The sequence below is a fragment of the Psychrobacillus sp. genome (assembly GCF_032154225.1).
In the GTDB taxonomy this organism is placed as follows: Bacteria; Bacillota; Bacilli; order Bacillales_A; family Planococcaceae; genus Psychrobacillus.
Window position 1 is genome coordinate 1 of sequence record NZ_JALDYF010000005.1, and the last position, 26,053, is coordinate 26,053.

At 36.2% G+C, this 26,053-nt stretch carries 23 protein-coding genes and 1 other annotated feature; of the genes, 6 read left to right on the forward strand and 17 right to left on the reverse strand.

What is annotated here, in order from left to right; all coding sequences use genetic code 11:
• Positions 1-201 precede the first annotated feature (201 nt).
• From RUH95_RS08735 to RUH95_RS08750, 4 genes are all read left to right on the forward strand, one after another.
• Positions 202-777 (forward strand): CYTH domain-containing protein, encoded by a 576-nt coding sequence (locus RUH95_RS08735; RefSeq protein ID WP_313892478.1) that lies wholly within the window; start codon positions 202-204, stop codon positions 775-777.
• 7 nt (positions 778-784) lie between these two features.
• Positions 785-1,423, forward strand: coding sequence for a lytic transglycosylase domain-containing protein (locus RUH95_RS08740; protein ID WP_313892479.1), 639 nt, complete (start codon positions 785-787; stop codon positions 1,421-1,423).
• A 544-nt stretch (positions 1,424-1,967) separates the two neighbouring features.
• Positions 1,968-2,360, forward strand: a complete 393-nt coding sequence (locus RUH95_RS08745; protein ID WP_313892480.1) for a globin domain-containing protein — start codon at positions 1,968-1,970, stop codon at positions 2,358-2,360.
• Between the two features lie 2 nt (positions 2,361-2,362).
• Entirely contained in the window at positions 2,363-3,178 is an 816-nt protein-coding gene (locus RUH95_RS08750) for a DsbA family protein (RefSeq protein ID WP_313892481.1), read from the forward strand.
• A gap of 448 nt (positions 3,179-3,626) precedes the next feature.
• Here the strand turns inward: RUH95_RS08750 and pepF are convergent, their stop codons facing one another.
• The 10 genes from pepF to RUH95_RS08800 form a co-directional block, all read right to left on the reverse strand.
• On the reverse strand, positions 3,627-5,447 hold the full coding sequence (gene pepF, locus RUH95_RS08755) for an oligoendopeptidase F (protein ID WP_313892482.1): 1,821 nt from the start codon (positions 5,445-5,447) through the stop codon (positions 3,627-3,629).
• 62 nt (positions 5,448-5,509) lie between these two features.
• On the reverse strand, positions 5,510-6,643 hold the full coding sequence (locus tag RUH95_RS08760) for a competence protein CoiA (RefSeq protein ID WP_313892483.1): 1,134 nt from the start codon (positions 6,641-6,643) through the stop codon (positions 5,510-5,512).
• 107 nt (positions 6,644-6,750) lie between these two features.
• Complete coding sequence (gene mecA, locus RUH95_RS08765) at positions 6,751-7,419, reverse strand: adaptor protein MecA (RefSeq protein ID WP_313892484.1); 669 nt, start codon at positions 7,417-7,419, stop codon at positions 6,751-6,753.
• A 218-nt stretch (positions 7,420-7,637) separates the two neighbouring features.
• Positions 7,638-8,033, reverse strand: coding sequence for a transcriptional regulator SpxA (gene spxA / locus RUH95_RS08770; RefSeq protein ID WP_142642252.1), 396 nt, complete (start codon positions 8,031-8,033; stop codon positions 7,638-7,640).
• Between the two features lie 414 nt (positions 8,034-8,447).
• Positions 8,448-9,653 carry a putative glycoside hydrolase gene (locus RUH95_RS08775; RefSeq protein ID WP_313892485.1) on the reverse strand — a complete coding sequence of 402 codons (1,206 nt, stop codon included), beginning with the start codon at positions 9,651-9,653 and terminating at the stop codon, positions 8,448-8,450.
• 690 nt (positions 9,654-10,343) lie between these two features.
• Complete coding sequence (locus tag RUH95_RS08780) at positions 10,344-11,279, reverse strand: ABC transporter ATP-binding protein (protein ID WP_313892486.1); 936 nt, start codon at positions 11,277-11,279, stop codon at positions 10,344-10,346.
• Positions 11,279-12,343 carry an ABC transporter ATP-binding protein gene (locus RUH95_RS08785; RefSeq protein ID WP_313892487.1) on the reverse strand — a complete coding sequence of 355 codons (1,065 nt, stop codon included), beginning with the start codon at positions 12,341-12,343 and terminating at the stop codon, positions 11,279-11,281. Before RUH95_RS08785 ends, RUH95_RS08780 begins: the two co-directional genes overlap by 1 nt.
• Before the next feature lie 16 nt (positions 12,344-12,359).
• Positions 12,360-13,379 carry an oligopeptide ABC transporter permease gene (gene opp3C / locus RUH95_RS08790; RefSeq protein ID WP_313892488.1) on the reverse strand — a complete coding sequence of 340 codons (1,020 nt, stop codon included), beginning with the start codon at positions 13,377-13,379 and terminating at the stop codon, positions 12,360-12,362.
• Positions 13,379-14,311 (reverse strand): oligopeptide ABC transporter permease, encoded by a 933-nt coding sequence (gene opp3b / locus RUH95_RS08795; RefSeq protein ID WP_313892489.1) that lies wholly within the window; start codon positions 14,309-14,311, stop codon positions 13,379-13,381. Before opp3b ends, opp3C begins: the two co-directional genes overlap by 1 nt.
• A 200-nt stretch (positions 14,312-14,511) precedes the next feature.
• The gene (locus RUH95_RS08800) at positions 14,512-16,215 is read right to left on the reverse strand and encodes a peptide ABC transporter substrate-binding protein (protein WP_313892490.1); all 1,704 of its coding nucleotides are present in this window, start codon (positions 16,213-16,215) and stop codon (positions 14,512-14,514) included.
• Positions 16,216-16,451: 236 nt separating this feature from the next.
• On the opposite strand from RUH95_RS08800, the gene RUH95_RS08805 reads away from it, so the two are divergent.
• Positions 16,452-16,796: a DUF3899 domain-containing protein gene (locus RUH95_RS08805; RefSeq protein ID WP_313892491.1), complete on the forward strand. Its 345-nt coding sequence runs from the start codon at positions 16,452-16,454 to the stop codon at positions 16,794-16,796.
• Between the two features lie 52 nt (positions 16,797-16,848).
• Positions 16,849-17,069, forward strand: a binding site (T-box leader).
• A gap of 50 nt (positions 17,070-17,119) precedes the next feature.
• Positions 17,120-18,106, forward strand: a complete 987-nt coding sequence (trpS, locus tag RUH95_RS08810; RefSeq protein ID WP_313892492.1) for a tryptophan--tRNA ligase — start codon at positions 17,120-17,122, stop codon at positions 18,104-18,106.
• On the opposite strand, the gene RUH95_RS21565 is transcribed toward trpS, so the two are convergent.
• The 7 genes from RUH95_RS21565 to fabF all read right to left on the reverse strand — a co-directional run bounded on the left by RUH95_RS21565 (position 18,066) and on the right by fabF (position 26,047).
• Positions 18,066-18,278 (reverse strand): YuzI family membrane protein, encoded by a 213-nt coding sequence (locus tag RUH95_RS21565; RefSeq protein ID WP_483880131.1) that lies wholly within the window; start codon positions 18,276-18,278, stop codon positions 18,066-18,068. The two genes, trpS and RUH95_RS21565, sit on opposite strands and share 41 nt — an antisense overlap.
• 78 nt (positions 18,279-18,356) lie before the next feature.
• Positions 18,357-20,204: an oligopeptide ABC transporter substrate-binding protein gene (locus tag RUH95_RS08815; RefSeq protein WP_313892493.1), complete on the reverse strand. Its 1,848-nt coding sequence runs from the start codon at positions 20,202-20,204 to the stop codon at positions 18,357-18,359.
• Positions 20,205-20,312: 108 nt separating this feature from the next.
• On the reverse strand, positions 20,313-21,209 hold the full coding sequence (locus tag RUH95_RS08820) for an ABC transporter permease (RefSeq protein ID WP_313892494.1): 897 nt from the start codon (positions 21,207-21,209) through the stop codon (positions 20,313-20,315).
• A gap of 36 nt (positions 21,210-21,245) precedes the next feature.
• A complete protein-coding gene (gene opp4B, locus RUH95_RS08825; protein ID WP_313892495.1) occupies positions 21,246-22,208 on the reverse strand; it encodes an oligopeptide ABC transporter permease in 963 nt (320 codons plus the stop codon).
• A 1-nt stretch (position 22,209) separates the two neighbouring features.
• Positions 22,210-23,154, reverse strand: a complete 945-nt coding sequence (locus tag RUH95_RS08830) for an ATP-binding cassette domain-containing protein (RefSeq protein ID WP_313892496.1) — start codon at positions 23,152-23,154, stop codon at positions 22,210-22,212.
• Positions 23,151-24,164 carry an ABC transporter ATP-binding protein gene (locus RUH95_RS08835; protein WP_313892497.1) on the reverse strand — a complete coding sequence of 338 codons (1,014 nt, stop codon included), beginning with the start codon at positions 24,162-24,164 and terminating at the stop codon, positions 23,151-23,153. The genes RUH95_RS08830 and RUH95_RS08835 overlap by 4 nt, the downstream gene beginning before the upstream one ends.
• Positions 24,165-24,814: 650 nt before the next feature.
• Entirely contained in the window at positions 24,815-26,047 is a 1,233-nt protein-coding gene (gene fabF / locus RUH95_RS08840; protein ID WP_313892498.1) for a beta-ketoacyl-ACP synthase II, read from the reverse strand.
• Positions 26,048-26,053: the final 6 nt, after the last annotated feature.

Genomic DNA, 26,053 nt, shown 5'->3' on the forward strand with positions numbered 1-26,053 from the left:
GGCTCATGCAAGGTGCGGCAAGCGCGGAGGCATAGTGACTATTTTTTAAGACACATTTTATGTATAGTACGAATGAGGACGTAATGCAAGTCGAAAACGAGTGTTTTAGTATTAAAGGGTATTAGTTTTTTCCTATTTGTACAAACCCCCAAGAAATAGGACAATTAACAGACGTGAAATAATATGAAAGGTCGTGAAATAATGCATAAAGAAATCGAAATTGAATTTAAGAATTTAGTAACAAAAGAAGAATTTTACCATTTATTAGCTCATTTTCACATACAACAAACGGATTTTCACACACAAACAAACTATTACTATGACACACCTAACAACTATTTTAAGGACAAGAAAATCGGCTTTCGCATGCGGGTGCTTGCGGATCGTAACGAACTAACGATAAAAGTACCAGAACAACAGCATATGATGACGGAAACAACTCAATACATTTCTACTGCAGAACGAGATACTATTTTAAATACGTTAAGCTTTCCAAACGTCCCTTTTTTGGAACAAATAAAAGACGAAGGGGACCTTGCTTGCATTGGTACTATGCAAACAAATCGTGCACAAATCGACTTTAAAGATGGAATTCTATTTTTTGATCATTCCCTTTATAGTCAAACGGAAGATTTTGAGATAGAATATGAGAGTAAAGATATCGAAAATGGAGAACGAACTTTTCTTCATTTATTAAAAACATATCAAATTCCGGTTCGACAAACCGATAAAAAAATTGCACGACTTATGAAATATATTCAATCATTGAAAGGTTGAGAGTTAAATGGACATCCAATCAATAAGAACCTTGATGGAAATCAGTGCATTACAAACATTAGGATCTGTTTCACAAGGGCCACAAAATTCTACCTCTTCGCTTTTTACAGAGATGCTAGGAGAATTAATGCAACCCGAACAAAACGAGCAATCACAAGACCCACTTGCATCTTTACTTTACGGCGGGAGCTCATCTGTATTTGTCCCACCTAATTTATCTTTGCAAAATGCTAGCCTAACGAATATGTACACTTCAAAAAGTGCTACTCCTTCTAATTATGATGACATCATTCAACGAGCAGCAGCTAAGTTTGATTTGCCTGAAAAGCTTATTTCATCAGTTATTAAACAGGAATCTAATTTCAACCCGGCAGCAGTTAGTACAGCAGGCGCTTCTGGATTAATGCAATTAATGCCAGGTACTGCAAAATACTTAGGTGTCAACAACTCGTTCGACCCAGAGCAAAACATCATGGGCGGAGCAAAATATTTAAAACAAATGCTCAATCAATTCGGTGGAAATATCGAAACTGCACTAGCTGCATATAATGCAGGACCAGGCTCAGTGAAGAAATACGACGGTATCCCTCCATTTAAAGAAACACAAAACTACGTTCAAAAAGTCATGAACAACTTTATGGGTTAATAGGAAAAACCATTTTTAGCGATGTATTTTCTATCTCGCTTTAGGCTTTACATTGGGCTATACGATGAACGGTAAAATTAAAAAAGCTTGTTGGATGTGGCTACGCCACATCCAACAAGCTTTTTCTTCGGTCATCGTATGGCAAATTTTCTCCTTCCGCTCGTCAGAAACTTCCGTGCCAAGTTGTTAAATACTTTTGGCAATAGGAGAAGCAAGTTAGTTCTATATACTTTGAAGGTCGCCAAAGATACAATTTTGGCGACTTTTTGTAATCTCTTTTGTGACGAGTAACCTCAGGAGCACCGAGCGGATGATACCGTGCCCGCGGTAAGTGCCCGACTCTGTAGCGTAAATCACTACCGAAACTACTGAAATGAATAAAATGAGTAATCAGCACGCGTGATATACTTTCTTATTTTTGAACAAAAGCGACCATTTCTAGGTCACTTTTGTTGTTATTAATTGGGATGAGGGTCTAATTATTTGAGATATTTGAAACAGATTGATAGAATGAGATTAGAGTTAATGCAAAGGGGTAACAAAAATGACAGAAAAACCTATACTGCCTTACGATCAAATCGGAGCAGAAACATTACACCTACTAATTGATACTTTTTATAGCAATGTAGCAAAACACCCTAAATTAATACCTATATTCCCTAAGGACCTATCGGAAACTGCTCGTAAGCAAAAGCAATTTATGACACAGTATTTAGGTGGGCCTAATCTATATACGGAAGAACACGGACATCCAATGATGAAAATGCGTCATTCTCCTTTTCCTATTACTCCGGAACGTGCAGCAGCCTGGTTAGAATGCATGCGCAACGCAATGGATACAATAGGGCTCGAAGGAAAATTTCGACATGATTTTTATAGAAGACTTGAACTTACTGCAAACCACATGGTCAATCAAATGAGTCATGAGGAGGAATAAATGTGACAAGAATACAAGTTCCGATTGAAACGATTGCTCCCCCAGTTTTAAACAAGCCTATCGAAATGTACGTTTTTCTTGATCCACTTTGTGCTGCTTGTTGGGATTTGCAACCGATTATTCGGAAGCTGCAAGTTGAATTCGATCAGTATTTCACTATCCGAACGGTTCTAAGTACACAATTAGATAAGTTGAATTCTGCTTGTATTGTTCAAAATGCAGATTACGAGAAAAATAGGTTTGATTTTGAAGACATAGAGCATCCTGCCCTTGCATCCATAGCAGTAAAAGCTGCAGAGTTCCAAGGTAAAAAAGCAGCTCTTCGCTTTTTCAATAAAATTCAAGAACACCTATTTTTAAAAACGCAAAATGTCAGCTCGTTTTCTGTACTAAAACAGCTTGCAAAAGAGGTTAAAATTGATTTGAGTGAATTCACAAAAGATATTCTTTCTCAAGAGTGTGCACGCTCTTTTCGAAGTGATTTATCTATTACTAGTGAAATGGAAGTCACTTCATTTCCAAGTATCGTTTTCTTTAATGAAAATATTGAAGATGAAGGCATTAAAGTTTCTGGTATTTATCCATATGAAATTTATGTGCAAATTTTACAAGAAATGCTTTATGATGAGCCCAAAAAACAACAGCCACCATCTCTTGAAGTCCTTTTTGATCGGTTCCATTCATTAACTACGTCTGAAATTGCTTGCTATTATAATATTTCCGAGCAACAGGTTGAACGAGAGATGAAAAAGCGTTTGTTGTTGCAGGAAGTAGAGCGATCCATTTTGCCGAATAACGTATTTTGGAGATCTAAATAAAAAACAGCTAAAAAGAGATGATTTCATCCCTTTTTAGCTGTTTTATGTATTCAAGAGAAAATCATATGTCATCAAAATTTTATTTCCAACTAAATGCCCCAAAATTTCAACTAAACCTTCCATTTTTCCAACTAATAAGTAGTTCATCTTCCTCTAAAAACAAAGAAAACGCCCTCTCCTCCATGAGGAAAAGGCGTTTTCTTTTTACAAAGGGGATGGGAGAAATGTTCACGTTCAAACAAAGGGGTGTATGTTATCTTGTGATTTATTTCACACTCTTACTTTATCATGCCTAAACTTGAAATACAATATATTAGGCTTTACTTTCACAAAATCGTCATACATTAGACGTCTAACCTTTTACTACGTGCAATATTGATTAGAATCCAGCCTATTTAAAGAAAAAACTAAACCTTCGTATAGAAAGTTTAGCCTTTTGGTTGTTATTTTATTCAGCTAAAAGTAATTGCTCTAGCTCGTTTAGTTTTTCTTCGAACACGCGGCATGCTTCTTCGATTGGAGCAGCAGTATTCATATCTACGCCTGCTTTTTTCAACACTTCGATTGGGTAATCAGAACAGCCTGCTTTCAAGAACTCGTTAATATAACGATCTACCGCTGGTTTACCTTCTGTCAGTATTTGATTGCTAAGAGCTGTTGCAGCACTTAGGCCAGTCGCGTATTGATACACATAATAATTGTAATAGAAATGTGGAATTCTTGCCCACTCTAAACCGATTTGCTCATCAATGATAATTTCATCACCAAAGTATTTTTTATTCAACTCATAATACACTTCTGTTAGTTTGTCCGCAGTAAGCGCTTCGCCGTCTTGATCTAACTGATGAATAATATGTTCGAACTCAGCAAACATCGTTTGACGGAATACAGTTCCACGGAATCCTTCTAACCAGTAGTTTAATAAATAAATACGTTTTTTAGGATCGTCGATTGTTTTAAGTAAATAATCGTTCAATAAAGCCTCGTTACATGTAGACGCTACTTCTGCTACGAAAATTGAATAATCGCCGTATACATAAGGTTGATTTGCACGAGTGTAATAACTATGAAGACTATGTCCGAATTCATGTGCCAATGTGAATAAATTATTCACGTTGTTTTGCCAATTCATCAACACATATGGGTTTGTACCATAAGTACCTGACGAGTAAGCACCTGAACGCTTCCCTTTCGTTTCTACAACGTCTACCCAACGGCTCTCTAAACCTTGCTTCACGATTGATACATATTCTTCGCCTAGTGGTTCAAAACTTTTTAGCATCGTCTCACAAGCTTCTTCATACGTATATTCCATATCCGCCTCTTTTACAAGTGGCGTGTATAAATCCCACATATGCAATTCGTCTAACTCAAGTACTTTTTTACGTAAGCCTACATATTTATGAAGTAAATGTACGTTTTTAGTAACTGTTCCAACTAAATTATCATACACGGTTTCAGGTATGTGATTTTGTGACATCGCTGCTTCACGAGCAGAAGAATGGTTTCTAATTCTTGCGCTTACATTATCACCTTTTACGTTTCCAGTTAAAGTCGATGCAAACGTATTGCGGAATTTACCGTATGTTTCGTACATTGCCTCGAAAGCATCTTTACGAACTCGACCATCTTCACTTTCTAAAAATCGAGAATAGCGACCATGTGTTAGTTGGACATCATTACCGTCTTCATCTTTAATAAAAGGAAATTCTAAATCTGCATTATTTAATTTTCCAAATGTATCCGAAGATGCACCTGTTACTTCTGAAAACTGTGCAAGTAATGCTTCTTGCTCTTTTGGTAGAATATGTGGACGCACTTTATTAATCTCTTCTAGCATTTGCTTGTACACTGCTAAATCAGTATTTTCCGCAACGTATTCTAAAATTTTTGCCTCGTCCAATGATAAAATTTCAGGCATAACAAACGATAATTCTGTTGATACTTTCACGTAAAGTGATTTAATACGACTTTCCATCGCTTGGTACGTGCTGTTTGCCGTGTCTTGATCGTGGCGCATATGTGCATACGTATATAATTTACGTAATCGACTCGTTAGTTCATCTTGATACGTTAGCATTGCTACAAGAGCCTCCGCACCATTCCCTAACGTTCCTTGGAACGAAGCAGCTTTACTTGATAGTTCTGCTACCTCTTTAAATTCTGTTTCCCATACATCGTTCGAAGCAAAGATATCCTCCAATTTCCAAGTTAATTTTTCTTCTACTTCCTCACGTGTAAGGATTTTATTTTTCGTTTCAGCTGTCAAGATGAACTCCCCTTCCATTTGTTTCGAAAATCAAATCACTTATTATTTTCTCAATATTCTGGTCAATTTGCAAGAAAATCACTGTAAAGAATTTTATTCATTTTGAAAATATTAAATGTACTCCTATATATACTAGTTTCTGAGTTGATCAAGCATGCTTGCAGTAACTTTAAGTATGATTGAACAGCTTGTAATTTTCCATTTGCTTCTGTTGGCCCAATTGGACGATCCCGAAGAAAAGATTCACAGTGTTGATGGTTCGCTTGATCAATTGGGACTTGAAGCGCTAACAGATGGTCGATAAATTGAATTTGCCATTCTACGGCATGCACTTGAAATGCTTTTGCATGAGCGGATGGTACACCGATAAACTGTGGAAGCAGTTTCGGGTACACTTGCCACTTATAACAAATTCGTAAAAAAGTGGATTGAATTCCCCTTTTATTATGAAAATAAAGATTTTCTAAATGTTTGATCCGCTGTTCTTTATATAGCTGTAAATAGTGCTGAAATTCTTCATATGAAATAAGCTTTACTAATGCAAAAGGCCATGTTTGCTTTGCGATAGGCAAGCTTTTCCTTTTGATAATAAAAGTGTTTGATTGAATATGAAGTGTGTTTGTAATATAGTGAAATTGTTTTGTCTTGGGGCAATACGTTATAATCATTGTACCGAATTTGGGGTATCCGATAAAAAATTGCTGTCTAAATGCAGATAATTTCATCATACCTATTTCACGAGTTGGGAGCTCCGATATAGGCGGTGTTCGCAAAATCCATAGTGGCATAATTTGATGGCTTTTGTAACCGTTGTTGCGCTCGGTCATACTAGTTACATCCATTTGACTACATTGAAATTCGGTTGCAACAAGTGACTGGAGCCCTTGAACTAATATGTCTGGCCTTTGCTTCAGCTTTGGCAAAAAAGCTTCTAATGTCGCAGGAATTTTCTGCTGCTTGAAAAAATCATACAACTGAATTTTCCCATTGAGATGGTCGGCACTTTCTCCTTCTGTAAATGCTTGTGAGCACTCCGAGTCATATTTATGTGCAAAATGCGGAATATTAATCGTTCCGACTTTCAATATAACTTGTTCATGGCATTGCAAACATCGAAAAATGTTTGTAGTTCTTAATTGTTTTAAATAAGCTTTTGAATAATTGACCGAAATAATGACGTCTCCTTGTTTTGTCATGGCCGTAAGTATTGCTATCACCTCCATTTTAAATGTACGAATTTTCAGATTAAAAATCAAGTATTTATTTTGGAAGCAATAAAAAAAACCTTCCTGTTACAGAAGGTTTAAAAATGTTTATTCAGCTCACTAAACACATCGTTTGCAATTATTTCTTTCCCATACTCATGTATCATATGAATCGTAGTAGTTGCACGACTAGCAAATTCTGAAATAACACTTAATGTGTTCAGTACAAACACTAAATCATTCACTTCATAATCAAATTCGACATGTAAAAAATACTTATCCTCGTAGCTATATAAAGATGTCGGCAATTCTGATTGAGCCATCTTTTTAGCAAGAGGAAGTAAATCATCAAAGTTTTTGAAAGCAAATGTATAAGCTGACGGTAATTCCTCAATATCATCCATCAAACTCGAAAAATCATCAAACTCATGTGGACCAATTGCACCGGAAACACCATTTTTAAAAATTTTATTGGAATGATCTTCTATTTCAAAATGAGCATCTGATCGCTCATCATTTCTCGTCATTTCTGTTCGAGTAACAATCACTTCCAAACCTTTTTCCATCGCATGAACTTGTATCCATAGTGGACCATCTAAATCATCAAAATGGTCATCATCATGAACCTCATCCATCATCTCCCAAAAAAGCTGCTCGCTCTTGTCTTTATTAAACCAGATTTCATCTCGGCTGAAGCCTCTTTCTTCAATGTCGATGTATGAAATGTATACTTTGAAAGTGTTATCATTGATACGCTCGATATCCATTTAACACATCTCCTTTCGCTTCTTACCGCTTCATCGAGTGCAGTGTCTATTACTATTGTATGTTGTTTATCAAAAAAAGAAAAGGATTCATACTCACCTTTTCATTATTATTAATAGATTATATGCATTGTAAGAAAGTTTAAGCATTAATGCAAGCATAATACTAAAAAGCTGGCTATTTTTCAAATTTTCTTTGAAAAACAACCAGCTTTACTTAATTAGTTAACCATACGTTGCGCTTCAAGCAATTGATACGCACGAACTTTTCTTGGTAAAAATCTACGTATTTCATCTTCGTTATAACCAACTTGTAGACGTTTTTCATCTAAAATAATTGGTCTACGTAATAATCCAGGATATTCTTGGATTAGTTCGTATAAACGTTGAAGTGGAAGACTTTCTACATCCACATTTAACTTTTGGAAAATTTTGGATCGAGTTGAAATAATTTCATCCGTACCGTCTTCTGTCATTCGTAAAATTTCTTTTATTTCACTAATACTTAATGGCTCAGAAAAAATATTACGCTCTGTGTATGGGATATCATGTTCTTCTAACCACGCCTTTGCTTTTCTACAAGAAGTACAGCTTGGTGAAGTAAATAGTGTTACCATCATTAAAAACACTTCCTCTCAATTAGTCGTTGTGTTATATGAATTAGATTATAATTAGTTTAATGTAGTTATCTACTTTTTTAGTATACACCACTTTTCACCTATTTAAAATATGTTTATAAGAAAAATTTTGCTTAAAAATAACATTGTCACATTTCCGTTATATATACATACTAGTTATATGCTTCGGAAAATTATTTCGCTATATATTTTTTATACCCATCTCGCTTCTTTTTTAAACATCTTAAAAAAAATTATTCTACTATTCTCAATTAGGAGTAATAGAATGAAAACAACTGTTATACTAATAAAAACGCTTTTCATGAAAAAAGGTTTCATTTTATGAATAAAAAAATAAAAAAATTGCCTCCAAGTAGAAAGTTCTACGTCTGGAGACACTTTTTATAACGATTATTAAGGAGTGTAATCTACTCCTGGTGAATATTTATTTCCTGCGTTCCATAATAAATATTCCATTATACCCGCTTCATTTAATGCTTTAATTTGCGCTTCTACTTCTGCTTTTCCATACTTTTTATAATTGCCAGCTCCTAAATAAGAAGCTGTAAAGTCTTGAATCCAAGGGCGTGAAACAGGCGGTGATTCTAGCTCCGCTAATTTCGCATTTTCGACTTTTGCATATTCTTGTACTAGTCGATACGGTTCTAAATCCGGCTTCGCAATGCCAAAATAAGATGTCCAGTGACTAGGATAGATCATTGAAGAAATAACATCAACATTTTCCGAGATTTTCGAAAAGTTTTGCCCAATTCCTGGTGCTTCAGGTAATGTTGCCGAATAACCGAAAATATCCACTGACACTTGTGCACCATATGGTTTTAGTTGTTCTCTTGCATAGGCTACAAAATCCGTTACAGCTTGCACGCGACGCTGTACAGTGTCCAATTCAGACGTTTCATACTCACCCATCGTATATCGAAGCGTGTCTTCTCTGTTTTCAAAACCTTCTGGGAAGCGCACATAATCGAATTGAATTTCTTTAAAGCCCATTTTTGCTGCTTCAATTGCAATTTCTACATTATAATCCCATACTTCTTTTAAAAATGGATTTACAAATGCTTCTCCACGTCTATTTTTCCATACATCATTTCCTTCGACAAATGACCATTCGGGCTTTCTCTCCGCAAGTTCTGTATCTTTAAAAACAACAATTCGCGCAATCGGATAGATTTGCTTTTCTTCCATTATTTTTAGCATTGCATTTGGATCTTTTATGTACGGTTTTCCAATATTATACGCAGTCAGTGATGATTCTTCATTCGGAACATACGTTAAATTTCCAAAGTCGTCTTTAATATCAACAACCATTGCATTTAACTCTGTCGTTTCCATGAGTTCGACTAGATTACTAAATCTAGCTCCACCTGCTGAATGTCCGGTAACATAAACACCCCTTACAGCATCTGGGTATTCAAAGTTAAGACCTGAATCGTATGTAAATAATTTAGATGAGGAAACCAGTTTTTCATCTATTGTTTGAAAACTGTATTCTTTTGGTGCAAATTGTTCCGAAAAAAGTGTTTCTTCTGCTGAAACAGTTGTTGGTAATAAAACCGCCACTGCTATACTCATGGATGCAAAGCATTTGAAAAATTTCATTGTATTTACTCTTCCCTTCTACTTTATTCTTTCATTCTATCAATCGAATCGTTTGAAAGATAGACTATTTTGACAAGAAGTTATCTAGCAATTGGATTTTCTGAGATACTACGGGATTTTAAAGCAAAAACATTCTAGCTACGCAGTTTCCGGCTCACTCCAGGCTTCACATTGGACTATACGATGAACGGAAAAGTTTAATTTGTTGTAAGTGGCTGCCAAAGATACAATTTTGACGGCTCTTTGTAGTTTTTTAGAAAGAGACACTTCTACATTTGGACATAAAGTGTAAAAGTAGATGACAAATTTACTTCATACGAAAATTGTCGGTCTATTTCTAACTAGAAGTGCTGATGAACTTTTTTTTTCCTCTTACATGAAAGAACTTAAGTAGAAAGAACGTAAATACACTCCCATAAGCAGTATGGATGTAGTGAAAAGCGGCGACCCCAGTGGGAACAGCACGAGCTGAAAGCCCCGCAGGAGCGGCTTTTTGCGACGAGGAGATTGAAGCCGTGCCCCACGGAAAGCGTCCGCTTGTAACGAAATCCACTCCATTAATCCCTACACTACCTTACTCTCTATATGTACCGTACACCCTGTGTTCATGGAACATTTTTATATACTTTCATCAAAAAAACGATCATTCTAATTAGAATGATCGTTTTTACTCTTTGACAGCTTAAGCATTTACGCTCTAGATAAGGCTTTCATCGCTTCAAATTCTTTTGCAGAACAAAACACAAAATGACCAGGATTCACTTCACGCATTGCTATTTCTTCCCCATCTTGATAATTATGAGAAGCTGGATCATATGACTTACGCACACGAGTACGCTCATAATTCGGATCTGGAAGTGGAATAGCAGATAACAATGACTGCGTATAAGGATGCATTGGATTTTTGTATAATTCATCGGCTGGAGCTAACTCCACTAACTTACCAAAATACATTACTCCAATACGATCAGAAATATATTTAACCATTGATAAATCATGTGCAATAAACAAATAAGTTAACCCTTTTTCTTCTTGTAGCTCCTTCAACAAGTTAACAACCTGTGCTTGAATAGATACATCAAGAGCAGAGATAGGCTCATCTGCAATAATAAACTCAGGCTCCACTGCAAGAGCTCTTGCAATTCCTAAACGTTGACGCTGACCACCAGAAAATTCATGTGGATAACGATCTGCATGCTCGCGGTTCAAACCAACCGTCTCTAAAAGCTCTACAACACGCTCTTTACGTTCTTTAGGAGTTTTCACTAAACCGTGAATATCTAATCCTTCTGCAATAATATCCAACACTTTCATACGTGGATTTAAAGAAGCGTATGGATCTTGGAAAATCATTTGCATTTTACGATTAAATATTTTTAAATCGCTTTTAGATTTTTTATCATGGACATTTACACCATCGTAAATTACTTCTCCGTCTGTAGCATTGTAAAGGCGGATAATCGAACGACCAGTCGTTGATTTTCCACAACCTGATTCTCCTACAAGACCAAGTGTCTCACCTTTATAAATATCAAAGCTAATATCGTCAACAGCACGAACTTCATTTGGTTTACCTTGATTGAAATATTGCTTTAAATTTTTAATTTCTAGTAATTTTTCAGCCATCAGTTAGTACCTCCTTCAGTTCCAGTGAAGTAACGACTTCCGGGAAACTTTTTCATACGTTCAATAATAGATAGTGGCGGCTCTACTTGTGGAGCATCTGGATGTAATAACCAAGTTGCTGCTGAGTGAGTATCACTTACTTGAAAGAATGGAGGATCTTCCTCTAAGTCTATTTGCATTGCATAATCACTACGAAGTGCAAATGCATCCCCTTTTGGAGGATTCAATAAATCAGGTGGTGTACCTGGAATAGCATAAAGCTTCTCTTCTTCTACGTCCAATGATGGCATAGAGCTTAAAAGTCCCCATGTATATGGATGTTGTGGATTATAGAAAATTTCATCAACAGTACCGATTTCAACAATTTTCCCACCATACATAACAGCTACGCGGTCTGCAACATTTGCAACTACGCCTAAGTCATGCGTGATAAAAATAATGGATGTATCGATTTTCTTCTGAAGATCTTTCATTAGCTCCAAAATTTGCGCTTGAATCGTTACGTCTAGCGCTGTAGTTGGCTCATCCGCAATAAGAATTTGAGGATTACAAGCTAAAGCAATTGCAATAACGATACGTTGACGCTGTCCACCCGAAAATTGGTGTGGATATTGTTTTATACGTAGTTCTGGCTTTGGCATACCAACTAAACGTAGTAAATCAATTGCCACTTTTCGTGCTTCTGTTTTATTCACTTTACGGTGCTTTAAGATTGGCTCCATAATTTGGTTACCAATTGTCATCGTAGGATTTAATGATGTCATTGGATCTTGGAAAATCATCGAAATGTCTTTCCCACGAATTTTTTGCATTTCTCGATCCGATAGCTTCGTCAAATCTTTTCCGTTAAACAGAATATGACCATTTTTAAATTCTGAGCTATGTTCAGGTAATAAACGCATAATTGACTTTGTTGTAACAGACTTACCAGAACCAGACTCTCCTACAATTGCAAGAGTTTCCCCTTTGAGTAAATCAAAGTTAACGCCACGAATAGCTTTAACTTCACCCGCAAATGTATGGAAGGAAAGCTCCAGGTCTTTAACTTCTAGAATTTTTTCCATTTCGGCTTTCCTCCTTTTAGTCTTTCATTTTTGGATCGAATGCATCACGTAAACCATCACCAAGTAAGTTAAATGCAATCATCAATAAACTTAAAATAATAGATGGGAATAGTAAAATATGTGGTTGATATTGAACTAATTTGTACCCGTCATTAATAAGTGTACCTAATGATGCTGCTGGTGGCTGTAAACCTAGCCCGATAAAGCTTAAGAACGCTTCAAAGAAAATAGCTCCAGGAATCGTAAACATTGTATTAATAATAATAATCCCTAAAATATTAGGTAAAATATGTTTTGTAATAATACGAGGATTGCTTGCCCCTAATGTTCTAGAAGCTAAAACAAACTCTTGGTTTTTATAACGCAACACTTGTCCACGAACGATACGAGACATACCAATCCATCCGGTAATCGTTATGGCAATGATGATTGCTGTTACACCTGGCTCCATAAACAGGATCATAAGAATTACGATAACTAAAGTTGGAATACCGTACAGTATTTCAACAACACGTTGCATCATATCATCTACACGACCACCGTAGAAAGCCGAAACACCACCGTAAGCAACTCCGATAATCATATCAATTAAAGCTGCCATAAATGCGATAAACAAGGAAATTTGAGTACCTTCCCAAACACGTGAGAACATATCTCGTCCTAATCCATCCGTACCAAACCAATAATAAGTATCTACTTTTTTCATTTCATATAAATCTACTTCTTTACCAGCCATCGTACCAACACCATCTAAAAATCCTAGTTTTTCAAAGCCTGGCACTTTCGGCGGTAAGTTAGCATGCGTAATTGTTTGTGTTTCTGCATCATGCGGACTGATCATCGGTCCAACAAAAGCCATTATTAGTATAAAAACTAATATAAATATACTAACGATGGCAGCTTTATTTTTACGAATACGAAGCCATGCATCTTGCCAGAAGCTTAAGCTCGGCTTTGCAATTCGTTCCGAGTGGCTGCTATCAATCGTAATTCTTTCAAAAGACTCAGCAGGTAGTTTTTTTAATTCACTACTCATTAATCATTACCTCCTGATAAACGAATACGTGGATCGATAATTCCGTATAAAATATCCACGATAAAAATAACAAATACTAAGAATACAGAGAAGAACAATGTTGTTCCCATTATGATTGAGAAGTCATTAGACATAATCGATTTAACAAACTGCTCTCCTATTCCAGGTATTGCAAAAATTTGTTCAATTACAAGTGATCCAGTCAATAGACCAGCTGCTAATGGACCTAAAACAGTAACAAGAGGAATTAAAGCATTTCGGAACGCATGTTTAAATGCAACTTCGAAGCCACTTGCACCTTTAGATTTTGCTAATGTAATATAATCTGAGCTTAATACTTCTATCATTTCAGTACGTATAAAACGTGCAGAAGTAGCAAGTGGTCCCATCGCTAAAGCTATTGATGGTAACACACTGGACATCCAGCCGTCTTTCCACAAAGCAACTGGGAATATTTGCCACTTAACACCTAACCAATATTGAAGGAACGTAGCAAAAACGAAAGATGGAATAGAAATTCCTAAGACGGCAATAAATGTACTACCATAATCCCAAATAGAGTTTTGCCTTAATGCAGCAATCATCCCTAATGCTATCCCTATGGCTACACCAAGTATTAATCCTTGTGTACCAAGTATGACAGATGGACCAAGTCGACTAACAATTAAGTCTGTTACACTCGCATTCTTAAATTGGAATGAGTTACCCAAATCACCTTTAGCAAGATTCAACATATATTTACCGTATTGAACCGCTATCGGCTGATCTAATCCATATTTCGCTTCTACTATCGCAAGTTGCGTAGCGTTTAGTTTTGGAGCAGAGCTAATCGGGGATCCTGGAAGCGCCTTCATTAGGAAAAATGTAGCCGTCGCAATCAGGAATAAAGTTATAAACATATAAATAACGCGCTTTACAATATATTTTGCCATCTTTGCACCTCCTGCATAAAATATTTACTAAACTTTTTCTCTACTATCTATATAAACAGATAAACCATGTTGTTGTCAAAATCAATTAAAATAATAAAATATTTTGTGAATTCTGATTCATTCAAAAAGAGAGTATATGGCCCAAAAGGATACCATATACTCTCTAACTATGAGATTTTCAATCTTAAAGAGTTTGTAAATTATTTACCTTCGATATAAGCCCACTTGTAACTGTAGTCTCCACCGAATGGGTGGTTAACAACACCTTTAACATATGGTTTTTGAAGGAATAATAAACCACGTTGATAAATTGGTGCGATACCGAAATCTTTATCTACGATAAGTTTTTCAGCATCAGCAAGTGCTTGCCAACGAGCTTTTGTATCAAGTGCTAATTCGTTGTTAGCAGAGTTTACTAACTTGTCATATTCAACACTTGAATAAGACATTTGGTTATTTCCGCCACCTGTTAAGAATAGGTTTGAGAATGTGTAAGGATCTTGGAAGTCAGGACCCCATCCAGCAATTTGAATATCATAATCTTGAGCTGTATCTAGGTCAAGACGTACTGAGAATGGTACTTCTTTAAGTGTAATTTTTAAACCTTTTAAGTTAGATTCAAGTTGAGATTTTAGGTACTCATCCATTTTTTTAGAAAGATCAGAGTCTCCTCCAAGAATTTCTAAAGTAAGTTCAGTAACACCTAGCTCAGCTAAACCTTTGTCCCATGCAGCTTTAGCTTCATCTGCGTTGAACATAGCCATATCGCCATTTACATCGCGGAAATCATTTCCATCTGCATCAAATGTGAAATCTTTAGGAATCATGTAGTAAGCAGGAACTGATCCGTTAGCTAATACTACATCAGCTAAATCTTGTTTGTTAAATGATTTTGCAATCGCTTCACGAATGTTTACGTTTGCTAATGGAGATTTTGCTCCAAGACGTTCTTGGTTAAATTTCATCCAGAATACAGAAGTATCTGTTTCTTTTAATAATTCTGGGTCAGCTGCATATTGCATTGCATATTCACCAGTAAGACCTGTACGATCTTTTTCACCATTTGTATAAAGGTTAACTGCAGTTGCAGTTTCTTTTACTACATCGTAGTTAATTTGAGTAAGTTTTACAGTGTCTTTATCCCAGTACTGGTCATTTTTAACTAGTTGCCAAGATAAGCCTGTTCCGTCCCATCCAGTAAGTGAGAATGGACCGTTGTATAATACTGCTTCAGAATTTTTCGCATAGTTTTCACCTTGCGCTGTAACGAATTCTTCTTTTAGTGGTAAAAATGTTCCGAATGACATTAGTGATAAGAAATATGGAACCGGTTTTTCAAGAGTTACTTCAAGAGTTTTGTCATCAATTGCTACTACGCCAAGCTCAGTGTACTCCATAGTACCAGCAGCGATTTCAGCAGCATTTTTGATAACGCCTTCCATCATGTATGGACCGTATTCAGATGCCATATCTGGGTTCATAGCACGTTTCCAAGCAAATACAAAGTCGTTTGCAGTTACTGGAGTACCATCAGACCAGTTAGCGTCACGTAATTTGAAAGTGTAAACTAAACCATCTTCAGAAATTGTTGGTTCACCATCAGAAATTGCTGGTTCAGCAACGTTATCTTGATTTAAACGGTATAAACCTTCGTTTACATTGTTTAAAAGATCAAATCCAACTGAATCTGTAACAAGTGAAGAATCCATTGTTGGAATCTCAGCACCCATGATAAGGTTTAGAACTTGTTCTTCTTCAACCGCTGGTGTTTCAGTTGTTGTTTCTTCTTCTTTTTCTTTCTCTGGTTCTGTAGTTGTAGTTTCTTCTTTACCGCCACATGCAGCTAAGAATACACCAAGAACTAACAGAAGGCTTAATAGCCAAACTAACTTGCTTTTCTTCAACAAAATAACCTCCTTAAATATTCAGAAAAATTCATTACAATATTCATTATACATTTTACGATTGACTTGTACAGTTAATTTATTTTTTTTTTTACAATATTGTAACAAAATCATTACATTGTCCTAATAATTGGAGAGGATTGGTAAAGTTTTTGCATTTTTCTTACATTGCTTCAAGTAGTATTTTTGATTTTTTCGAGTAAATCTTCTATAATCTTTTCAGATAGAGGTGAAATATGAAGAAAAAATTGATCTACTTTTTTGGTTTACAACTATTAATAGTAGTACTTTCGTTTGTAATTTATGGTAATCTACAACTTATTTCTTATGCCAACATGTCTTTTTATGTCGGTGGAACAATTACATTTTTTGGCTTAATGTCCTATGTTATTTCAAGTGGATTCTTTGATTTTTTTACACTAAGTATGCGAAAAGTTTTTACCCCAAAGCATATGAAAGATGAAGCAAAAAGTATGCGTGTGCCATCCGCAGTGTTTTCTTTTTCCTTTAAGCCGGTTATCGCTTTAGGATTATCTAGTTTACTCTGTATGTGTATCGCATTACTCGTTTATTATAGTTAAGTTTTACCTTGATTTTTGAGTTTCTTCTATATTATAATACTCGAAACAGAATAGTTAAGCTTTGACGAAGAAAAGTACATTTGAATTCGTATGACAAGAGAGTCTGTGGTCGCTGCAAACAGAACATACATCAAATGGAATGGGCTTCCGAGCAGTATATGTGAATGTGAATTTACATTAGCATATACCGTTTCCTTCACGTTACGAAGTTCAAGTGGCTATTTTTTTAGCAAGCTGGGTGGTACCACGGATTATACATCATTCGTCCCTTTTTTTAGGGGATGTATGATGTTTTTTTTATACCCATTTTAGGAGGAGAAACTATGAAGAAAATTTTTTCAGGAGTACAGCCAACAGGTATTATTACACTAGGCAATTATATCGGAGCATTTAGACAGTTTACTGCACTACAAAATGATTTTGATTGCGTATTTTGTATTGTCGATCAACATGCAATTACAATCGCGCAAGATCCACAAGAGCTAAGAAAGCATATTCGTTCTTTAGCAGCACTGTATATCGCAGTTGGTATTGATCCTGACAAGTCCACTTTATTTATCCAATCAGAAGTACCTGCTCATGCACAAGCTGGATGGATGATGCAATGTATTTCCTATATCGGAGAGCTAGAAAGAATGACACAGTTTAAAGATAAATCGGATGGAAAAGATGCGGTTTCTGCTGCTTTATTGACATATCCACCGTTAATGGCTGCCGATATTCTTCTCTACCAAACAGATATCGTGCCTGTAGGAGATGATCAAAAACAACATGTGGAGTTAACAAGAGACTTGGCAGAAAGATTTAACAAACGCTACGGCGAAGTGCTTACAATTCCAGAAATACAACTTCCGAAAAATGGGGCTCGCATTAAATCGCTTCAAGACCCATTAAAGAAAATGAGTAAATCAGATCCAGTTCAAAAAGCGACAATTCGACTGTTAGATACGCCGAAAGAAATTGAAAAGAAAATTAAAAGTTCTGTAACAGATTCAGAAGGAATTGTAGCATTTGATCTAGACAATAAACCTGGAGTATCCAATTTATTGACGATTGAATCTTCTTTAACGAATGTTTCGATTGAATCGCTTGTACAAAAATACGAAGGAAAAGGATATGGTGATTTTAAAGCATCTGTTGCACAAGTCATTATTGACCATTTTGCTCCAATCCAAGCTCGTTACGAACAGTTATTGAACTCTACAGAGCTAGATGACATTTTGGATAAAGGCGCAGAAAAAGCAAATCTTCTTGCTAAATCTACGTTAACTAAGATGGAAGACGCAATGGGCCTTGGAAGAAGACGATAATCGTTATTAATAGAAGAGATAGACAAAAAACAATAAAATCGTTGGAATTTATCATATAAAGTAAAACGGTATTCCAAGAGTACCCTAGTGATAAAAAGTTTAAATAAAGCACTAAATGTGAACAGCTAATAACAGCTGATCCGTAGCTTATTAAAAATAATAGAAGTCTCATATGTATCACATCCTTACTCAACTATATGAAAAACCGTTCCTAAACTTTCGTCTAGGAACGGTTTTTTTTGTACTATTATTATTTTGTAGATTTCGCACCAGTATCAGATACTAATTCGATATCTTGTAATTCAGTTGGAGTAGAATAATCAATACTGTAATTTTTCACACGTTTGTTCACTGGAACTAGCTCATAACGGTACATAGTTGGAATAACTGGAGCTTGTTCAGCCATATATTCTTGCCATGCTTTGAATTGACCAGCACGGTAATCTGCATCAAACGCTTCTGGAGAATCGATATTTATTAAAGTTGTTTCTAAGAAATCAGACGTGTAACGGCTGAAGTTATATACAGCTGTTTTCGAGTATAAACCTGATGGAGATGGATTTGTTCCTGTTCCCCAAGCAGCCATGAAAATGTCGATTTCTGGATCATCCGCCTGTACTTTATCGTAGAAGCTATTGAACTCAATTGTACGACCTGTAGCTAATGTTACATTTAACCCTACGTCTTTCCAGTTTTGCAAGAAGAATTGAGTAATATCTTCTGCAATATCATCGCCAGCCATAGTAGCAAATTTAATTTCTAGTGGCTGACCCGCTTTATCTTCACGTAGACCATCGCCATTAGTATCTTTAAATCCTGCTTCATCAAGCAATGCTTTTGCTTTTTCCGGATCATACGTATATCCTGCTAGATCTGCATCATAGAAAGATTTAAATACTGGTGGAATTAGTGAGTTAGCTCGTTCACGTAAACCATTGTAATAAACTTCTGCAACTTGTTCTGCATCAAGTGCATAACCCATTGCTTGACGTAATTTAACGTCACCCATTTTCGAGCCTTCGATATCCGTAATAACAACGCTATTATCGTAATCGTATTTACCTAATTTGAAACCTAAATATTGATAGTAAAGCTCTGGACGACCAAGAACTGTAATGTTGTCAAAGTCTTTGATTTCTTCAATTTTTGAAGCACTGAAAGATGAAACTAAATCATATTCACCTGATTGGATTGCTTTTGAAATTGAACTTGATGGTACAACTTTAACAATAACGCCTTCTAATTTTGGTTTACCTTTCCAGTAATGTTCATTTGCTACGAATTGAACTGATTCACCTGGAACGATTTTGTCGAACTTGAATGCTCCAAGTGTAACTGGAGTTTTACGAACTGCATCAGATTCAATCATTTCTGCAACCGGAATATCTTTTAAGATATGGCTTGGCTCTGCATAAGTCCAAATCCCGTCTCCACCACTAAAAATAGCTGGAGATAATTTTTTGAAAGAAATTTCTAAAGTTGATTCGTCTACTTTAACTAAACCTGAAATTGTTTCAGCAGTACCTGCATGATACTCTTCTGCACCAATAATGTTTTGGAAGTCTGCATCATAACGAACTCCTGCATAGTCTTTATGTCCAATAATTAAGTAAGGCTGAATAAGATCTTCGATTTTAAGTGGCTCACCATCTGACCATTTTACGCCATCTTTAATTTTAATCGTTGCTTTGTTGTTAGCTTGATCCACTACCATTGATGCAATACCTTCGTCTGTTAGAAGGAAATCTCCATCCGCTTCAAAAAGTGAGTTACTTGCATAAGCTTGAATATCTGCATCATAAGCATCTTCATAAAGTACTGAAGAGAAAATCCCTTGGAAAGGCTCATCTTTTGCCATTGCAACTTTCAAAATTCCTCCTGAAATTGCATCGCCTTCATTTGTTGCTACAACTGGGAATAATCCTTCTTCTGCTTCTGGAGTTTCCGCTTCTTCTTCTCCACCAGTTTCTTCTGCTGGTTTTTCAGTAGTAGGTTCAGAAGGTTTTTCTTCAGTTGTTTTTTCGCCGCCATTACATGCAGCTAAAACGAGTGTGAACGTTAACAAAAGAGCTAGTAATAACCAAAACTTATTCTTCATAACATTTCCTCCCTTTTTCTCTTAGAGCTGAATATTTTCGTACCTGAGTATTCAGCTAATTATATGTGTAACATAAGGACTTTAGTATTCCTTATGACGGTACCATTATTAACCTAAACGTTGTTTTGCATCTGCAGAACGTCTCATTGCTTGCCCTATATAGTTTATCGCTAACATCATGAACAATATAAATAATGATGCAGGCAACCAAACCCATAATTTTTGTTCTAAAACTAATGGGTTATTTGCATAACTTACGAGCGTACCTAAACTTGGTGTTGAAGGTGGTAAACCGAAACCTAAATATGTTAAACCAGTTTCAATACCAACGTTTCCAGCAAAGCTTAAAGTTAATTCGACGATTAATATAGAGCTTAAGTTAGGCATAATTTCTTTAAAGATAATAACGAAATTACGAGTTCCTAGCGTCTTCGAAGCATTTACATAATCTCGTCTACTTTCAGACAATGCCTTACTACGTACAAGACGAGCAGTACCTACCCAGATAAAAGTACTCATAATCATAATGAATGAGCCTACTGTATACTTGGGGATAATCGTAACAAAAACGATAATAATCATTAAAAATGGTAGTGTGATAAAGAAATCAATAATGCGCATAAAAATATTGTCAATCCAACCACCAAAATAACCACATATTAGACCAACTGCAATACCGAAAACTCCTGTAATAAGCGTAATGGCAATAGCAATCAAAATGGAATTACGTGCACCAATTACTAACTGTCCAAGAATATCTTTACCACCTTGGTCTGCCCCTAAGAAGAACTTGTCTCCTGGCGGTGCAAATTTATCGCGTAAGCTTACTCGCATGAGTGCTTCTTGATCGATGAGCATAGCCCATATAAAAACTCCTACGATTACTACAACTAATGAAATAAGTGAAAACATTGCTAATTTATCTTTTTTAAACTCCCGGAAGACAACTTGCATTCCACTCGGGGAGGAGTTTACTGCTTTAACTGCCTCTACTTGTTTTTCCATATTTATTTTCCTCTCCTTAACATTTAATTAATTCGCCTATTCTATCCTAATTCTAGGGTCAACAATGCTCATAATAATATCGGATAGTAGACTTCCTAATAATGCTAAAAACCCATATAACATAACAAGGGCTGTAATTACACTGTAATCACGAGAAGATAAGGAAGAAATAAATAGTTGCCCCATTCCTTGGTAACCAAAGATTGTTTCGATGAAAATAGATCCGCCTAATAATCCAGTAATCGTAAATCCAAAGAAAGCTGCTATTGGCAATAAAGAGTTTCTAAAAATATGTCTAGAATACACTTTTTTAATCGGTATACCTTTACTACGTGCTGTACGAACATAATCCATTGTTTTAGAATCAATTACTTCCGAACGTAAATATTGAATGACACCTGTTGTTCCTAAGATTGCAGTTGTAATGGCCGGCAATAACATATGATAAATTTTGCTCCATATATAACCGATTGTGCCAGGATCATATTTTATATCTACACTTCCAACTGTAGGGAACCATTCCAATTTGTATCCAAAGAAAAATAAAAACAGTAGAGCAAGTACAAATACTGGTATAGCAAATGTGATAAAGCTATACAACACGATGATTTTATCTAAAATAGAATTTTGGAAGCGCCCTGATAATACACCTAATGGAATAGCAATCGCATAAAGTAAAATCACACTTAAAAGAGATAGCCAGAAAGTATTCAATGCCCGTTCCCCAATAAGGGAAGCTACATCTCGTTTAAATGTATAACTTTTACCAAAATCACCTTGTAATGAATTTTTCACCCATCTTACATATTGAACGAGCACTGGATCATTCAAACCTGCTTTTTCACGAAGTTCTGCTACTCGTGCTGGGTCTGTCTCAGGTGTAATCATTCCTGTGAACGGGTCACCCGGCATAAGCTTCGCCAAAATGAAAATTAAAATACTTAGTACTAATAATTGAGGAATCATGATTAATATACGTCTAACAATTGTTTTCCACATCTTAGTTTTCCCCTTTCACGTTATGCGTTGCAACGGAATGGGTGTTTGTTAATGGCGTTAAATCATAAACTCTGCCATTCGTATCGTAATACGTCTTATGCTCTAATTGGTAGTGTGCTTCTACTTCAATTCGCTCTTTCTTTCGCTCGCTTCGGCCAACGGGATTCACATTCGGAATAGCTGACAATAAACGCTTCGTGTAAATATGCTGTGGATTCGTATATATATCTGAACGAGATCCAGATTCTACAAATCTTCCTTGATACATAATGGAAACATTATCACACATATGTTTTACGACACCTAGATCATGTGATATAAACAAATAACTTAATCCGTATTCCGCTTGAATATCCTTCATAAAGTTTAAAACCTGTGCTTGTACAGATAAATCCAATGCCGATACTGGCTCATCTGCAATAATAAGCTTTGGATTAGTTGCAATCGCTCTTGCAATACCTAATCGCTGCTTTTGGCCACCTGAAAATTCATGTGGATATTTATATTTGGCATCCTCAGGCATCCCGACGATTGCTAAAAGTTCGTTTACCTTTCTATTCTCCTCCGATACAGAAAGGCTAAGAAAGTTACGAATCGGTTCTGCAATAATATCTACTACTCTTTTTCTAGGATTTAAACTTGAATGTGCATCTTGAAAAATCATTTGGATATCTCGATTATAGGAGGAATTGCTGTCTCGACGTTTATTTGTAACGTTTTTCCCTTCATAAACAATGCTTCCAGAAGTAATTTTTTCAAGTCCAATAATCGACTTTCCAGTGGTTGATTTTCCACAGCCTGATTCTCCAACTAACCCATACGCCTTGCCTTTTTCTATTTCCATCGTAATACCATCAACAGCTCGGACATTATCGACAACTGTATTAAATAATCCACCACGGATTGGATAATACACTTTTAAGTCATTTATTTGCATAAAACTCATTTCGAACTTCCTCCTTCTTCCTCTTCGAAATGGAAGTGCTGCCAGCAAGTACATCTGACGAAATGGCCGGGAGATACTTCGTGAAGTGTCGGATTTGTTTCATGCATATGCTCTGAAATCCACGGAATACGAGATGCAAATCTGCAACCGGTACGCGGCAACTTCATAAGAGATGGAACCATGCCTTTAATTACTTGCAATTTTTCACCTTCACTATTAATTTGTGGTATCGAATTGAATAATGATCTTGTATACGGATGCTTAGGGTTGGAAAATAATTCCTCTACAGGTGCTTCTTCAATTATTTGTCCTGCATACATTACTGCAACACGGTCAGCTACTTCCGAAACAACTCCAAGATCATGTGTTATTAATATGATTCCTGCTCCCGTTTCTTCTTGAAGATCGATTAACAAATCTAAAATTTGCGCTTGAATCGTTACATCTAGCGCAGTAGTCGGTTCATCTGCAATAATAATATTTGGTTTACATGAAATGGCGATTGCAATAATAACACGCTGTCTCATCCCACCAGATAACTGATGTGGAAATTGTTGAGCAGTTCGTTCTGGATTTGGAATTCCAACTTGTGCGAGTAACTCTAGTACACGGTCCAATCTTTCGGTCTTGGACAATTTTGTATGGTAAATAAGCCCTTCTTCTATCTGCTCTCCAATTCGCATAAGTGGATTTAGTGCAGATAGTGGATCTTGGAAAATCATTCCGATTTCTTCTCCACGTACATCGTTAAATTTTTCTTCACTTAAAGTTGCTAGGTTAACATTTTTATAATTAATTTGCCCTTGAACTCTTGTTGTATTGTGATCGTGAAGCCCTATAATGGATGTCGCCAATGTGCTTTTGCCGCAACCAGATTCACCGACAATTGCCAGGATTTCGTTTTTCTTTAACGAAATTGTTACACCATCAACTGCATCATAGTATGTATCCTTAATCCGAAAACCAGTATGTAGATCTTTTATCGTTAAAAGCGATTCTGTGTTGTTCAAAAATAAAACTCCTCTCAAGAGATTGTTCGATATTCTTGTAATTTAAAGAAATTTCTAATAACACTAAATAATCCTTCTTTTCTGATAATTGTCATCCTAGTTTTAAAGTCTATTACAGTATCGCTATATTCGCAATATGCTTTTTTTCATTTTCCTTATTTTACTCTTTTTTGAAGTTCATATATGTTATGTAAATCTATATTTATCAAGGTTTATATGAATTATGCTTTTTTGAAATTTTTTTCGCTCGCTTAAATCATTCGACATTTTCCGACTTATTATGCCAAGAAAATATTTTTATGCTTTAAAGTGTTATTAAACCAACCTTCTAGTGAGTTAAATTGTTTGGAGGGAAATTTTTAAAGGGGGACTTCTATATTTTGGTTCAGTGTGTAGAAAGAGTAAGATTACATTATTCCACGCGTCTTGATTACTAACTTATATAGATAAAGATTTACTTTACGCAGTAGCGCGTCGGGCCGCATGAGCCGAAGTATGAGACCCACTTGTTCGCAGCGCAAGTCGGCTCATGCAAGGTGCGGCAAGCGCGAAGGCATAGGGGCTATTTACTGAAACGGAATCCTAACTATCGATTCATATACTGTACAAAAAAAATCCCTGCGTAGATTCACAGGGATTTATCCAACCATTTATTTTTTAAACAAAATACTTGCGTTATGTCCGCCAAAACCTAAAGAATTACTCATTGCATATGCAATATCTGCTTTTCTAGCCACATTTGGAACATAATCCAAATCACAAATTGGATCTGGTGTTTCTAAATTCGTCGTTGGAGGCAGAATACCTTCCTTCAATGCTAAAACAGTAAAAATGGCTTCAATCCCTCCTGCTGCTCCTAGTAAATGCCCAGTCATCGACTTAGTTGAACTCATCGCAAGCTTATACGCATGCTCACCGAATACCGATTTAACAGCAAGTGTTTCAAACTCATCATTATACGGAGTGCTTGTTCCATGTGCATTAATATAATCTACTTGCTCTGGCTCAATACCAGCATCTGCGAGTGCTTGCTTCATCGCTCTTGCAGCACCTTCTCCTCCAGGTGCTGGAGCAGTAATATGATGAGCATCACCTGTAGAACCATAACCGATGATTTCTGCATAAATTTTCGCCCCGCGTGCAACTGCATGTTCATATTCTTCTAAAATAATAATTCCAGCACCTTCACCAATAACAAATCCATCACGATTTGCATCAAAAGGTCTAGAAGCAGTAGTTGGATCTGTGTTCAATGTAAGTGCTGTGTTCGAACAAAAACCTGCAACAGACATATGTGTAATAGGTGATTCCGCCCCACCAGTAATCATTACATCTGCATCTCCACGTTCAATTACTTTAAATGCATCTCCAATGGAATTCGTTCCTGATGCACAAGCAGTAACTGTACACGAATTAATAGCCTTTGCTCCAAAATGAATCGAAACTTGCCCTGCAGCCATATCCGGAATCATCATCGGTACGAAAAATGGACTAACTCGACGTGCTCCCTTTTCTAAAAAGATACGGAACTGCGCTTCATACGTTTCCATTCCACCTATACCAGAACCGATCCATACACCCGTGCGAAGTCCAAGTTCCTCTGTAATCGTTAAGTTTGCATCATCTACTGCCATAATTGAAGCAGCAAGTGCATACTGCGTAAAACGATCCATTTTACGAGCATCTTTTCTTTCAATATATTTCTCTATATCAAAATCATTCACTTGTGCTGCAACTTTTGCAGAAAACTGACTAGCATCTAACCTTGTTAGCATGCCCACGCCAGATTTCCCTTCTTTAATACCTGCCCATGTTGTTTCTATATCATTTCCAAGTGGTGTAACAGCACCTAAACCAGTTACTACAACCCTACGTTTATTCATAAAACT